Annotated in this window: 11 protein-coding genes; all 11 read left to right on the forward strand. The window is 37.7% G+C overall.

The genetic code is table 11. The features are described from left to right. Position 1 precedes the first annotated feature (1 nt). The 11 genes from msrB (at position 2) to HNP35_RS08845 (ending at position 13,606) form a co-directional block, all read left to right on the forward strand. Positions 2 to 523 carry a peptide-methionine (R)-S-oxide reductase MsrB gene (gene msrB / locus HNP35_RS08795; RefSeq protein ID WP_246453452.1) on the forward strand — a complete coding sequence of 174 codons (522 nt, stop codon included), beginning with the start codon at positions 2 to 4 and terminating at the stop codon, positions 521 to 523. Then, the gene (locus HNP35_RS08800) at positions 520 to 2,511 is read left to right on the forward strand and encodes a protein-disulfide reductase DsbD family protein (RefSeq protein WP_184160439.1); all 1,992 of its coding nucleotides are present in this window, start codon (positions 520 to 522) and stop codon (positions 2,509 to 2,511) included. Before msrB ends, HNP35_RS08800 begins: the two co-directional genes overlap by 4 nt. Positions 2,512 to 2,513: 2 nt before the next feature. Next, positions 2,514 to 2,957 carry a DUF417 family protein gene (locus HNP35_RS08805; protein WP_184160441.1) on the forward strand — a complete coding sequence of 148 codons (444 nt, stop codon included), beginning with the start codon at positions 2,514 to 2,516 and terminating at the stop codon, positions 2,955 to 2,957. A gap of 641 nt (positions 2,958 to 3,598) precedes the next feature. Further along, positions 3,599 to 4,246 (forward strand): DUF3347 domain-containing protein, encoded by a 648-nt coding sequence (locus tag HNP35_RS08810; RefSeq protein ID WP_184160443.1) that lies wholly within the window; start codon positions 3,599 to 3,601, stop codon positions 4,244 to 4,246. Positions 4,247 to 4,253: 7 nt separating this feature from the next. Beyond that, positions 4,254 to 5,537, forward strand: coding sequence for an efflux RND transporter permease subunit (locus HNP35_RS23880; RefSeq protein WP_184160445.1), 1,284 nt, complete (start codon positions 4,254 to 4,256; stop codon positions 5,535 to 5,537). Between the two features lies 1 nt (position 5,538). Further along, positions 5,539 to 7,476, forward strand: a complete 1,938-nt coding sequence (locus HNP35_RS23885; protein ID WP_184160447.1) for an efflux RND transporter permease subunit — start codon at positions 5,539 to 5,541, stop codon at positions 7,474 to 7,476. Between the two features lie 4 nt (positions 7,477 to 7,480). After that, a complete protein-coding gene (locus HNP35_RS08825; RefSeq protein ID WP_184160448.1) occupies positions 7,481 to 8,731 on the forward strand; it encodes a TolC family protein in 1,251 nt (416 codons plus the stop codon). Between the two features lie 7 nt (positions 8,732 to 8,738). Next, positions 8,739 to 10,037, forward strand: coding sequence for an efflux RND transporter periplasmic adaptor subunit (locus tag HNP35_RS08830; protein WP_184160450.1), 1,299 nt, complete (start codon positions 8,739 to 8,741; stop codon positions 10,035 to 10,037). A gap of 20 nt (positions 10,038 to 10,057) precedes the next feature. Next, positions 10,058 to 11,296 (forward strand): efflux RND transporter periplasmic adaptor subunit, encoded by a 1,239-nt coding sequence (locus HNP35_RS08835; protein WP_246453409.1) that lies wholly within the window; start codon positions 10,058 to 10,060, stop codon positions 11,294 to 11,296. A 32-nt stretch (positions 11,297 to 11,328) separates the two neighbouring features. Continuing rightward, complete coding sequence (locus tag HNP35_RS08840) at positions 11,329 to 12,750, forward strand: pyridoxal phosphate-dependent decarboxylase family protein (protein ID WP_184160452.1); 1,422 nt, start codon at positions 11,329 to 11,331, stop codon at positions 12,748 to 12,750. Between the two features lie 61 nt (positions 12,751 to 12,811). Continuing rightward, positions 12,812 to 13,606 (forward strand): haloacid dehalogenase type II, encoded by a 795-nt coding sequence (locus HNP35_RS08845; RefSeq protein ID WP_184160454.1) that lies wholly within the window; start codon positions 12,812 to 12,814, stop codon positions 13,604 to 13,606. Positions 13,607 to 13,632: the final 26 nt, after the last annotated feature.

The following is a 13,632-nucleotide window of genomic DNA, read 5'->3' on the forward strand; positions in this document are numbered from 1 at the left end:
AATGGCCTTATGTTTTTTGGGTTCTTTTGAATCAAAAGCGCAGGCAAATAGCTCACAGACGCAAAATCCATACTATTCGCGTACAGATACAAGTAAGCTAAACGTTTCGAATGCGGAATGGAAAAAAATATTAAAACCTAGTGTTTATGAGGTGGCAAGGTTAAAAGGTACTGAAAGAGCTTTTACCGGAAAATACTGGGACAGTGATGTCAAAGGGACGTATTACTGTGCAGTATGTGGAAATGAACTGTTCAGATCTGATGCAAAGTTTTCAAGTACCTGTGGATGGCCAAGCTTCTTTGAAACAGTGAGAAAAAACAGCGTATTATATAAGGTAGACAATTCGCATGGAATGCATAGAACAGAAGTACTATGTGCGAGATGTGATTCTCATCTGGGACACATTTTTGATGATGGTCCGGCTCCTAATCATAAAAGATTCTGTATGAATTCAAATGTACTGGATTTTCAGCCTTTCAATCAAGCTAAAAACAGTATCAAAACTAAATCTAACATTAAATGAAAAACTGGCTATCAATTATTTTACTGATCTTTTCAATATCATTCGCTAATGCGCAGATAAAGAATGTCGTAAAATGGGAATATAAAATTGAAAAAAACGGGGCCAATGAATACCAGGCAGTACTTTCAGCGAGCATTGATAAAGGATGGCACATGTATTCAAAAGATTTGCCCAAGAATAGTGGAATTCCGACGGAATTTAAGACTAATTCTCCTGATATCGAGCTGATTGGAAATACCGTAGAAGCGGGTAAGAAAGTACGGGAATTTAGCAAAGCTTTTGGTGTCGAAATTGTCTATTTTTCGGATAAAGTTGATTTTGTTCAAAAGTTTAAATTAAAAAATCCGAATGCCTTAGCGAAAGTCAGCAGCGAGATCACTTATCAGGTTTGTGATGATAAAGTCTGCTTGGCTCCTAATACACTAGAATTTGAAGAAACCATTAATGCACCATTACAGGGAAAAGATGCGATAAAGCAAGAAAATGCAAGTTCAGGTGAATTACTGAACTCTACTGAACTTAAAGTGCAAAGTATAGATATTACGCATCCGTTAACTACGGAGGGCGCTGTCGAATCTGTAACTGAATCAGGAAATGGATTGGTTTTTATACTAGGTTTTTTAGGTGGATTAATAGCACTATTAACGCCTTGTGTTTTTCCGATGATACCCTTGACGGTATCATTTTTCACAAAAGGTAGTGAAAACAAGGCAAAAGGCCGTAGAAATGCTATTATTTATGGTGTATTTATTTTAGGTATATTTTTGAGTCTGAGTATCCCATTTCACTTATTGCAGGGTGTCAGTGGAAGTGTATTTAACGAGATTGCAACCAATGTCTGGTTAAACCTGGTATTCTTTGTTGTTTTCTTATTCTTTGCCCTGAGCTTTTTCGGATACTACAACATTACATTACCGAGCTGGTTACTGAACAAATCCTCAAAAGCAGAGGAAGCAGGTGGAATCGTAGGTATATTCTTTATGGCCTTGACACTGGTTATTGTATCATTCTCTTGTACCGGTCCGATTCTGGGCAGTTTATTGGGAGGTGTCGCATCGACCTCGACCAATGTTCCGTTATTATTGACGTTTGCGTTGGGAGGATTCGGACTGGCATGGGCCTTGGTTTTTGGGTTTCTGGCGCTATTTCCACAGGTATTGTCGTCTTTGCCAAAATCAGGAAGCTGGATGAACACATTGAAAGTAGTGATGGGATTCCTTGAACTTGCACTGGCATTGAAATTTCTTTCTAAGGCCGATTTGGTATCCAAAACGCTTTTATTGAAAAGAGAGGTTTTTGTGGCGATTTGGGTCGTGATTGGAATCGCATTAGTGTTGTACTTATTTGGTAAAATAAAGTTCCCATATGACCGGAAGGATGAAAAGATTGGAAAAACCCGTAAAATAATTGGAGGATTAACAGCGGTTTTCATTGCATATCTGACAATAGGGCTATTTCCTACAACAAAACCTAATTTGACCTTGTTAAGCGGAATTCTTCCTCCACTTAATGTCAGCCTCTATTCAAATCCGAGTGATGGTATTTTGGGATTACATCCGGAGCATGACTTCTACAAAGGTCTTGAAATTGCAAAGAAAGAAAATAAGCCTGTTTTACTAGATTTTACAGGATACGGCTGTGAAAACTGCCGTAAAATGGAAGAGTTTGTTTGGAGTAAAGATGATATACTGCCCATTCTGCAGGATGACTTAGTTCTTGTATCACTCTATGTGGATGACCGGGAAGAATTACCAAAAACCGAGCAAAAGGCTGTTGATCTGGGTAATGGTCAAAAGAAAAAGATTAAAACCATAGGCGATAAATGGTCCTTATTCCAGCAGATTAATTTTAATAATAACTCGCAACCGCATTATGTTTTACTTACACCTGAGGGACAGGTAATCAATAAACCTGTATCGGGTTATATGTCTAAGGATGAATTTAAGACGTTTCTAACGATTGGACTAAAATATTTTAAAAATAAATAGTTATGAAAACACCAGCTAAAAAACAACAGAATGCCGGTATGATTGTGATGATCTTAGGGACAGCACTCGTACTATTATGGATCGGTATATTCAAATTTACACCGACTGAAGCTAAAGGAATAAAACCTTTGATGGAAAATCAACCATTATTGTCATGGATGTATAGTGTGTTGAGTGTTCAAGGAGTCTCCAACTTCATTGGTTTGGTAGAAATTGCAACCGCAGTTTTGCTTATTGTAGGACTGAAAATAAACAAACTGTTGAAGTATGCTGGTGCTTTATTAATCTTAACTTTTGTAATCACGATTAGCTTCTTGTTTACAACACCAGGTGTGTGGAAAAGTGTCGATGGCGTTCCAGTGACGGACTTTTTTATTCTAAAAGATCTGATTCCCCTAGGTTTAGGTATCGTTCTGTGGAATGACGACCGAAGTGTATCGAAATAACTTCAAATAACATATAGATTCTCTATTATTAAAAATGGCGCATTTTAAATTCATATCATCCATCAAAAACAAACTAGCTCGATCAATGAGTTGGATGATATGTATTCTTGCGTTTTCAAGTCAGATATTCTTTTTCTCTGCACATTATCAGCTTGATCATCATAATGATGTTTCTGAATGTGGAATGTCTCAAACAATGAAAGATTGCAGTCAAGAAAAAAACTGTGATTTGGATTGTTGTTGTAAGCCACATTCACATCAGGGGAAAAGTTGCCCAAGCACCTGTGACTCAAATTGCTGTTTGAGTTTATGCCATAGAACTCATTTTTTTATTTTTCAATCAGATGCGAAGAACTCTTCGATCATTATTGATAGTAATCAGATTTTGAGTAAAAATATATACCCGCAATTTACCTCCCATGTGATTCCGATATGGGTGCCTCCCAAGATAGATATTTTGTAGATATAGGAAAAAACGAGTCGTAAAGATCATCTTTTCCTAAATCTGAAGAAGGTATTCAAATTACCTTCTCTTTCAATGGCTAATGCATATTGACAGGGACTTTTATGCCCTAAAAAAAGAAGAAAATTCTTCAATTAAAATTAAAAATCAATAAACAAATAACTAAAAATTGAATACAATGAAATATCTAATCTTAAGTATCATCACGTTAACTTTTTTGGCTTCGTGCAGTAATAACTCACAAAAAGAAACTTCAAAAATGGATACCGCTATGGCATCTATGAGCGCAGAAGAAATGGCTAACATGAAGACTGATGAAATGAGCAACAAAAATGATGCTCACATGGCAAGTATGGAAAATATGGAGATGAGTGATGACCACATGGCAAGTTCAAATAGTTTCTCAGGTTTATATATGCACTATGAACACCTTTCTGGTGCATTGGCGTCCGATGATGCAAAAGAAGCATCAACAGCAGCTTCTGGAATTTTAGAAGCGTTGAATCAAGTTAAAGTAAAGGATGTCGAAGCGTCCAAAAAAGCTGCAGTAGAAATGCAATTAAAGGCATTGAAAAAATACAGTACTGAAATCATCAACAATCAGGCTGATATTGCTAAACAAAGACAGGCATTTAGTCATCTAAGTGAGCGTTTTTACGAGCTGGCGAAAAATGTAGGTATAGGAAAAACAATGTACAAAGCACATTGCCCGATGTACAATGATAAAAAGGGAGCAATTTGGTTAAGTAGTGAAAACAAAATCAAAAACCCTTACTACGGTAGTGCAATGTTGTCATGTGGTTCTGTTCAGGAAAAACTAAAATAAAAAAGTCATGGTTCAAAAATTGATTGAACTGTCACTCCGAAACAGGTATATAGTGCTAGCAATAGCACTATCCCTGTTTGTCTGGGGTGTATTTGCAGTTAAACAAAATCCGATAGATGCTATTCCTGATTTATCAGAGAATCAAGTCATTGTTTTTACAGAATGGATGGGCCGAAGTCCTCAGATCATGGAAGACCAGGTGACTTTCCCTTTAGTATCGAATCTCCAAGGGATTTCCAAGGTAAAGAATATCAGAGGTACTTCCATGTTTGGGATGAGCTTTGTTTACATCATATTCGATGATGATGTCGATATATACTGGGCCAGAACCCGTGTACTGGAACGACTAAACTATGCGCAGAGACTACTACCTCAAAATGTAACGCCAACATTGGGTCCTGATGGAACTGGTGTTGGACATGTTTTTTGGTATACATTGGATGCAAAAGGCATGGATTTAGGTGAACAACGAGCTACCCAGGACTGGTATGTGAAATTAGCACTCCAAACTGTTCCTGGAGTTTCGGAAGTTTCTTCATTTGGTGGATTTGAAAAGCAGTATCAACTTATCGTCGATCCCGCAAAGCTTCAATTCTATCATCTTTCCTTAACAAATATCATAGATAAAGTCAAAGCGAACAACAACGATGTCGGTGGCCGGAAATTTGAGATGAGCGATGCCGGTTATATTATCCGCGGTTTGGGCTATATAAAAAACAAAACAGATATAGAAAATATAGCTGTTGCCAATAACAACGGTATTCCGGTACGTGTAAAAGACATCGGCAGTGTTCAGATGGGAGGAGATCTCCGTTTGGGTATTTTTGATGAAAATGGAAATGGAGAGGTTGTCGGAGGAATCGTTGTGATGCGCTATGGTGAAAACGCCGACAAAGTAATCAGCGCTGTTAAGGCCAAGATGAAGGAAATCGAAAAAGGACTGCCGGAAGGCGTTCATTTTAAAACAGCATATGACCGCAGTGAACTGATCGAAGCTGCAATCGAGAACATCAAAGGTAAGCTTGGTGAAGAGATGCTTGCCGTATCCTTAATTGTGATTGTTTTTCTATTTCACTGGCGAAGTGCTGTTAGTATCATTATACAAATCCCAATTACAATAGCGATCAGTTTTATTTTATTGAACGCATTTGGATTATCATCGAATATCATGTCGCTGACCGGTATTGCCTTGGCAATTGGTGTAATTGTGGACAATGGTATTATCATGGCTGAGAACTCCTATCGAAACCTGGCAGATTGGCAGGCTAAACACGCACCTAAAAAAGATTAGAATGAAAAATTTGTTTAGAAAAATCAGAGACAATAGTTATTATAAAATACCCAAGGAAGAACGTTTAGCAATTATTGAACAATCCTGTAAACAGGTATCCAGAGGAGTATTTTTTTCTACGATAATTATTATAGCGTCTTTTCTTCCTGTGTTTTTATTAACTGGTCAGGAAGGTAAATTATTTCATCCGCTGGCTTATACCAAAACATTTATCCTATTGGTGGATGCGATTTTGGTTGTTACACTGGCGCCTGTACTAATTTCCTTTTTTATGAAAGGTAAATTCAGAAGCGAAAATGCCAATCCAGTGAATCGCGTACTGGAACGTGTTTACGAGCCTTTACTAAGAATCTGTATGAAGTGGCGAAAAACCACCATTGGTATTAATATTTTGGCTTTAATCATCAGTATTCCTATGATTATGAGTCTAGGACGAGAATTTATGCCACCACTGGATGAAGGGTCAATTTTATTTATGCCGGTAACACTGCCCGATGTCTCCAATTCTGAGGTTAAAAGAATACTACAGGTGCAAGATAAATTAATAGCATCTGTACCGGAAGTAAAGAACGTATTGGGTAAAGCTGGACGGGCAAATACAGCAACGGATAATTCACCAATCAGTATGATTGAGACGATTGTCCTATTGAAACCTAAAAGTGAATGGCGAAAAGGAAAGACAAAAGAGGATATTATCAATGAGCTGAACAACAAGCTACAAATGCCTGGTGTTACAAATGGTTGGACACAACCAATCATTAATAGGATCAATATGCTTTCTACCGGTATCCGCACCGATGTCGGAGTTAAGGTATATGGACAGAACTTGGATACCATAGCTGCTTTTTCACAAAAGGTCAAACAGGAGTTACAAGGGATAACAGGTGTTAAAGACCTTTATGTTGAACCAATCACAGGTGGTAAATACATCGATATTGCGATTAAACGTGAGGAAATCGGAAGATACGACCTGACTGTAGATGATGTAAATAACATTGTGGAAAGCGCTTTGGGAGGTGTTCGTCTAACTACAACGGTCGAAGGAAGACAGCGTTTTTCTGTAAATGCACGATTTGCGCAGGATTTTCGCGATGATCTCGGTGCTTTAAAAAGACTCCAGGTGCAGACCAGTCAATTTGGACCTATTCCTTTGGAAGCTGTGGCCGACATTAGCCTGTCGGAAGGTCCTCCTATGATTAATTCTGAAAACGCATTATTACGAGGAACAGTATTGTTTAATGTGCGGGATCGGGATTTGGGTAGTACTGTCGAAGAAGCACAGGCCCGATTAAATAATATGATGACGAAACTTCCTAAAGGTTATTTTCTGGAATGGAGCGGACAATATGAGAATTTGATTCGTGGAGAGAAAACCTTAAAGATGATTATGCCTTTAGTGCTTGTGATCATATTTGTATCCATGTATTTTGCTTTTCATTCCGCACGTGAAGCATTGTTAAGTTTAATTACAATTCCTTTTGCGCTTATCGGTGGGGCGTACATGGTATATTTCTGGGGCGTAAATCTGTCGGTAGCTGTGGCAGTAGGTTTTATAGCACTGTTTGGCCTGGCGGTCGAGACCGGTATTGTCATGGTGATCTATCTCAATGATGCCATGCAACAATTGGTTGCTCTAAAAGGGAATTCACGCGAGACCATTACTCGTGAAGATATCCGTGAATATGTATTACATGGTGCAGCAAAAAGACTACGTCCTAAGCTGATGACCGTATGCGTAGCATTGTTTGGTTTGGTGCCTATTTTATGGAGTTCCGGAGTCGGTAGTGATGTGATGAAACCTATCGTTCTACCTATGATCGGAGGCGTATTTACATCTTCTATACATATCCTGTTAGTCACCCCAATTATTTTCTTAATGAGTAAAGAGTACGAGTTGAGGAAATACGGAAAAATAGAAGTATTGGACGTAAAACATTAAGACGATGAAAAAGATACTTATAACGGTCATTTCCATAATAAGTTTTAGTGCTTTTGGATATGGCCAATCACGCATGAATTTAGATAGCATTTTAAATAAAATAGCTGTAAATCATCCGGTGGCTAAAATGTACGATGCAAACATTCGTGCTTCAGATGAAGCTGCAAAAGGCGCTCGAAGCTGGATGGCTCCTGAAATTGGTACCGGACTATATATGGTACCTTACAATGTGGGATTATGGAAACGTGATCCATCAGGAGCAAGTGGAGCCGGTCAATATATGATTTCTGTTCAGCAGATGATTGCCAATAAAAGTGAATTAGATGCTAATGCGAAATATATGGCGGCTGTATCGGTGTACGACCGTGAAGCTAAAAAGGCTTCCTTGAACGAGCTTTATGCAGCTGCCAAGAAAAGTTATTATGCCTGGATATTACTGGATAAGAAGTTAAAAGTAATTGATGAAAGCGAAACGGCTTTGAATTTCATGATCCAAAGTGCAGAAATCAGGTATAAAAATAGTTTAGGTAAAATAAATGCTTACTATAAAGCAAAGGCCGCTGTTGGAAATTTGGGAAACCAACGCATTATGTTAAAAAATGAGATCCAGCAGCGAAAAATATTGTTAAACACACTGATGAACAGGGATAAAAATGAAAATTTTGAGATAGATCCCGAATACCGTTTAAAAGACTACAATAAAGTAGACAGTTCGTACTTCAGTGAACATAGAAGTGATATTAAAGCCATTGATGGTAACTTTCGTTTAGCTGGCCTGCAACAAAATTTGGAGCGGACAAAGCTGAAGCCGCAATTTGGTTTCAGGTATGACCATATGTTTGGATTTGGAGGTGTACCTGGCCAATATACATTAATGGCAATGGTAAAACTACCTATTGCAGGATGGTCATCTAAACAATACAAAGCAAACATAGAAAGCCTAAAATGGAAAATGGAAGGATATCAGGCACAGAAACAAATGATGCTTAATGATGCTTCCGGACAATCAGAAGGCTTGATGGTAGCCATAACTAACAAAAAGCAACAGGTTGCTTTGTATGAAGGAAACATCGTTCCTGCATTAAAGAAAAATTTTCAAACAACCCAACTTAGTTACGAGCAGAATACGGGTGATCTATTTGAGCTTTTTGATGCTTGGGATACCTTAAATAAGACCCAATTGGAATATTTTGAGCAATTGCAGTCGCTCTTAGATATGCAAGCTGAATTAGACCGGGTGCTGGAACAAAAATAAAAGAATCATGAGAAAATTTAAATCTCTACATCTGATATCTTATGGCAGTTTGATAGCAATTGGACTTTCGACACTTTTGCTCACCAGCTGTACAGATCAGAAAAAAGAACATAAAGAAAGTAATTTAAAAACAGAAAATTCACATGAACAGCACGCTGATCATGGAGAAGAAGACGTTTATACATGCCCTATGCATCCGCATGTGCATGAACATAAAGGAGGAAGTTGTCCCATCTGTGGAATGCCCTTGGTCAAAAAAGGAAAAGGGAGCGCAACGGTAAAAGATGTTGATTTAGCGACTTTATTAAAGCCAACAAATGATTATGTCGTTTCGCAGGTTCCTGTAACCAATGTTTCAACAGCGGATCAGGAAGTGACTTTAGAATCCTTAGGACGTATCGATTATGACACAAGGCTTAATAATACAATCTCTTCTAAAATAGCAGGGAGAATTGAAAAGCTGTATGTAAAATATAGATACCAACATATCCATAAGGGAATGCCCGTAATGGATATATATAGCCCTGAACTGGTTACCGCAGAACAAGAATACCTATTTCTAATTAAAAGTGATCCTGAAAATAGTGCTTTGATAAAAGTCGCTCAGAACAAACTAATGTTGCTGGGGATGACGCAATCTCAGATTAATGATCTGGTCAGAAAAGGGAAACCATCTTACGTTGTAACGGTGTATAGCAATTATTCTGGCCATGTCCATGAGGCTGGAAATATGGGCGGAAGTAATTCGAATGCTATGGGACAATCAGGTATGAGCGAAGAATTGCCCATTAAAGAAGGAATGTACGTTCAGCGTGGTCAAACTGTTTTTCAGCTTTTTAATACAGATCGTAGTTGGGTTCTGCTTAACTTTTTTGCAGAACAGGCTTCACTGATAAAAAAAGGAATGCCTATTAAAGTCGTAGCCGAAACAGCGCCTGACCGCAGTTTTCAAGCCAAAATAGATTTTATTGAACCATTTTACAGACAGAACAGTAAGACCCTTTCTGCCAGAGCATTTTTCAATAACAGCGAATTAAAAATTCCTATTGGAAGTCAGGTGAAAGCATCGCTGAATGTAACACTCACAGGTAAGAGATGGCTTCCGGAAACAGCCGTAATATCTTTAGGACTTCGTCACGTTGTTTTCTTGAAACAAGGCGGAGGATTTCAGGTAAAACAGGTTCAAACGGGTGTTACAATAAATGGTAAAGTGGAGATCTTGAGCGGACTTGAATCAGACGATAATGTTGCGATTAATGCGCAATATCTGATAGATAGTGAAAGCTTTATCAAAACAGAAAATTAATAAAATTCAAAATCATAGCAATGAAAACAAAATATCTTGTTATAGTGCTAATGGTCTTTGCAACTATAGCACTCCTTTTTGTGGCATGTACCCACGAAAAAAAAGAAGGCTCAAAAGATAGTGATACCTATTATACCTGTTCAATGCATCCTCAGGTTAATGAATCACATCCTGGACATTGTCCAATTTGTCATATGGATTTAATTGCCGTAAAAAAAGGCCAGCAACAAATGACAACAGAAGTTCAGCTGAGTCCATCACAGATACAATTAGGTAATATTAAAACCGATACCCTCTCAGAGGGTACCGGTAATAATCAGCAGGTATTAACTGGAACCCTGACTTATGATCAAACGACTGCAAGTGCTGTAAGTGCGCGCGTGTCTGGAAGAGTAGATAAACTTTATTACAAGGCTTTAGGTGAATTTGTGCCTGCAGGTGCTAAATTATATGATTTATATAGTGAAGAACTGAACGATGCAAAAGAGCAATATCGCAATCTACTAGAAAAAGAACGCACGCTTGGCAATACAATGGTTGATTATAAGCAATTAATTCAAGCGGCAAAGAACAAGCTGGAGTTATGGGGACTTTCTGAAAATCAGATACATGATATCGACCAATCGAAGCAGTCCAATATCCTAACTAGCTTTTATAGTAAGGAGTCGGGCTATATTACTGAAATCAATATCATGCAAGGTGATTACCTGTCTGAAGGAACAACTGTTATACGATTATCGAACTTGTCCTCTCTTTGGGTAGAAGCACAAGCATACACCTCGCAATTACCAAGGATTGAAAAGGGAACAAAAGCCATTGTGAACATTCCCGATCTGTCAGATAAAACCATAAATGGGAATATCACGTTCGTTAATCCTGAGATAGATCCTACAACCAGAATAAATTTAATTCGGGTGAGTATCCCTAATGGCGATCACAAGTTGCAACCGGGAATGGCCGCATATGTTACAATCCAATCCCCTAGTCGAAAAGGAATATTTCTCCCCATTAATGCGGTTTTAAGAAATGGAAAAATGGCTTCGGTTTGGGTCCAGATTGCACCGGATAAATTTAAGAGCAAAATGGTAACAATAGGTGAAGAAGGTAATGGCTTGATTGAAGTCCTTTCAGGTGTAGAAAAAGGCGAAGTCATTGTTATATCAGGTGCATACTTATTGCAGAGCGAGTATGTCTTTAGGAATGGAAGTGATCCTATGGCGGGAATGAATATGAATATGAATATGGGTTCAATGAAATAGTAGATTTTTAACAAGAATATAATCAATAAAAAATGAACGAAAAGCTAAAAGAGCTATATAACGCGGAAACGTTTCGGGAAAACGGCTACGATTTAATTGATTTGCTTGCAGACTTTCTTACAGACTCTCAGCGTGCAGAAAACAAGGTGAATAACTGGCTCCCTCCATCAGAGCAACTTGAGTACTGGGAGAATTACGATACCTCAAACTCATCTCCAAAGCAGTTTTTTGCCGATATATTGGAAAAATCTATCAATGTTCACCATCCCAAATACATGGGGCATCAGATTTCACCTACCGCGCCATTGGCTGCTTTATCTAGTTTAGTTGTATCCATAGTTAATAATGGTGCAGCTGTATATGAAATGGGAGCTGCAGGTACAGCAATTGAAAAAGTCATAATCAATAAAATTGCAAAAAAGATTGGCTTTGATGAAAATGCTGATGGTTTTGTAACCTCTGGAGGTTCTCTGGCTAATCTAACTGCTTTACTTACTGCGAGGAAGAAAATATGTGTTGATAGTCCAATCGGAAATCAAGCTGTAATGGTGTCTTCCGAAGCCCATTACAGTATCGAAAAGGCTCTTAGAATTATGGGATTAGAAGAAGAAAATATTATTAAAATCCCTATAAATGAGCATTTCAATATGAAAACCAGTGCTTTAAAGGATTCTTATCATGAAGCACAAGCAAATGGTAAAAAAATATTTGCGGTGGTTGGTAGTGCTCCGTCAACGTCTACTGGATCACATGATAATTTAGAGGAGATCGCCAGGTTTTGTAATGAACATAGTATTTGGTTCCATGTTGATGCAGCACATGGTGGTGGTGCTATTTTTTCGACCAAATACAGATACCTATTAGCGGGCTTGGAAAAAGCAGATTCGGTGACCATAGACGGGCATAAAATGTTAATGATGCCTTCCATTATGAGTTTTCTATTTTTTAAGAACGGTTCAGATTCTTACGCAGCCTTTAAACAAAGGGCTGCGTATCTATGGGACAAAGAAAAAAATAATGAATGGCAAGATTTAGCTAAGCGTACTTTTGAATGCACAAAAAATATCATGAGTATCCAATTTTACGCCATACTTAAGTTTTATGGTGAAGGAGTATTCGATGATTTTGTGACCCGATTATATGATGTAGCTAAAATGTTTGCAACTGACGTAGCGGTAAGGCAAGACTTTGAGTTACTGCTGCAGCCACAAGCTAATATTGTATGCTTTAGATACTTAGTGGAAGGCTGGACAGATAGCAGGTTGAATCAATTGAACCGGGCAATAAGAGAATATTTATTAAAAGAAGGAGATTTTTACATTGTGCAAACTACAATAAACGACAACGTGTATTTGCGCATAACTTTTATGAATCCTAATACAACAGGAATCCATACAGCCAAATTGCTAAAAAAAATCCAAGCGTTATCTTCTTTTCTTGTTGCCTATTTTTAGCAGACTACGTCATGCTAAGTAAAATATTGACACTCAAAATAGTAATAGAAAATAAAATTTCATGAATAATAATAGAAGAAAATTCATTAAAAGCAGTCTTTCATTAGGTGCTATGGGAATGATGTTACCGAGTCAGATAACAGCTAGTGTTGCAAAACCTGAACCTAATATATCTACACAGATCTTAAAACCGGAAGTATTATTTTTTGATATAAACGAAACAATCTTAGATTTGGAACCGCTAAAGAAATCCGTAAATACGTTACTTAAAAGTAACGATTTAGGAACATTATGGTTTTCTACAATGCTACAATATTCCTTTGTAACATCGCTTTCCAATCAATATTTTGATTTTGGAAAAATTGGAGTATCAGCTTTACAAATGGTTGCAGATACAAATAATATCAATATTACTGAAGAGCAAGCACAAAATGTGGTTAAGCATATTTTGAATTTAAAACCACACCCAGATGTAAAAGAAGGGTTGCAACTTTTGAAAAATGCAGGATACAAAATGGTATCATTTACGAACTCTTCTAACTTTGGCGTACAGCAACAATTAAAAAATGCTTCAATCAATGAGTTTTTTGATGACAGTATAAGTGTTGAAGATTTTGGTAAGTTCAAGCCTGATATGAACGTTTATCAATGGGCCGCACGTAAAATGAAGACGCCAAATAACAAATGTTTACTCGTTGCAGCTCATGGATGGGACATAGCAGGAGCATTATGGGCGGATTGGCAAGGGGCATTCTTACGAAGACCTGGACAAACATTGTTTCCGTTAGCACCAAAGCCACATTTTGATAAAGCCAACCTGCTAGAACTCGCACAAGAATTAGTAGGATTGAAATAAACAGCAATGATCGGTGAAGCCGAATA

The organism is Flavobacterium notoginsengisoli, from assembly GCF_014207905.1.
Taxonomy (GTDB): domain Bacteria; phylum Bacteroidota; class Bacteroidia; order Flavobacteriales; family Flavobacteriaceae; genus Flavobacterium; species Flavobacterium notoginsengisoli_A.

Excerpts from the sequence above, each read along its gene's own strand:
- HNP35_RS08840 (WP_184160452.1), top strand. The coding sequence starts at position 11,329 with ATGAACGAAAAGCTAAAAGAGCTATATAACGCGGAAACGTTTCGGGAA.
- HNP35_RS08830 (WP_184160450.1), top strand. The coding sequence starts at position 8,739 with ATGAGAAAATTTAAATCTCTACATCTGATATCTTATGGCAGTTTGATA.
- HNP35_RS23885 (WP_184160447.1), top strand. The coding sequence starts at position 5,539 with ATGAAAAATTTGTTTAGAAAAATCAGAGACAATAGTTATTATAAAATA.
- HNP35_RS08825 (WP_184160448.1), top strand. The coding sequence starts at position 7,481 with ATGAAAAAGATACTTATAACGGTCATTTCCATAATAAGTTTTAGTGCT.
- HNP35_RS08810 (WP_184160443.1), top strand. The coding sequence starts at position 3,599 with ATGAAATATCTAATCTTAAGTATCATCACGTTAACTTTTTTGGCTTCG.
- HNP35_RS23880 (WP_184160445.1), top strand. The coding sequence starts at position 4,254 with ATGGTTCAAAAATTGATTGAACTGTCACTCCGAAACAGGTATATAGTG.
- HNP35_RS08805 (WP_184160441.1), top strand. The coding sequence starts at position 2,514 with ATGAAAACACCAGCTAAAAAACAACAGAATGCCGGTATGATTGTGATG.
- HNP35_RS08845 (WP_184160454.1), top strand. The coding sequence starts at position 12,812 with ATGAATAATAATAGAAGAAAATTCATTAAAAGCAGTCTTTCATTAGGT.
- msrB (WP_246453452.1), top strand. The coding sequence starts at position 2 with ATGGCCTTATGTTTTTTGGGTTCTTTTGAATCAAAAGCGCAGGCAAAT.
- HNP35_RS08800 (WP_184160439.1), top strand. The coding sequence starts at position 520 with ATGAAAAACTGGCTATCAATTATTTTACTGATCTTTTCAATATCATTC.
- HNP35_RS08835 (WP_246453409.1), top strand. The coding sequence starts at position 10,058 with ATGAAAACAAAATATCTTGTTATAGTGCTAATGGTCTTTGCAACTATA.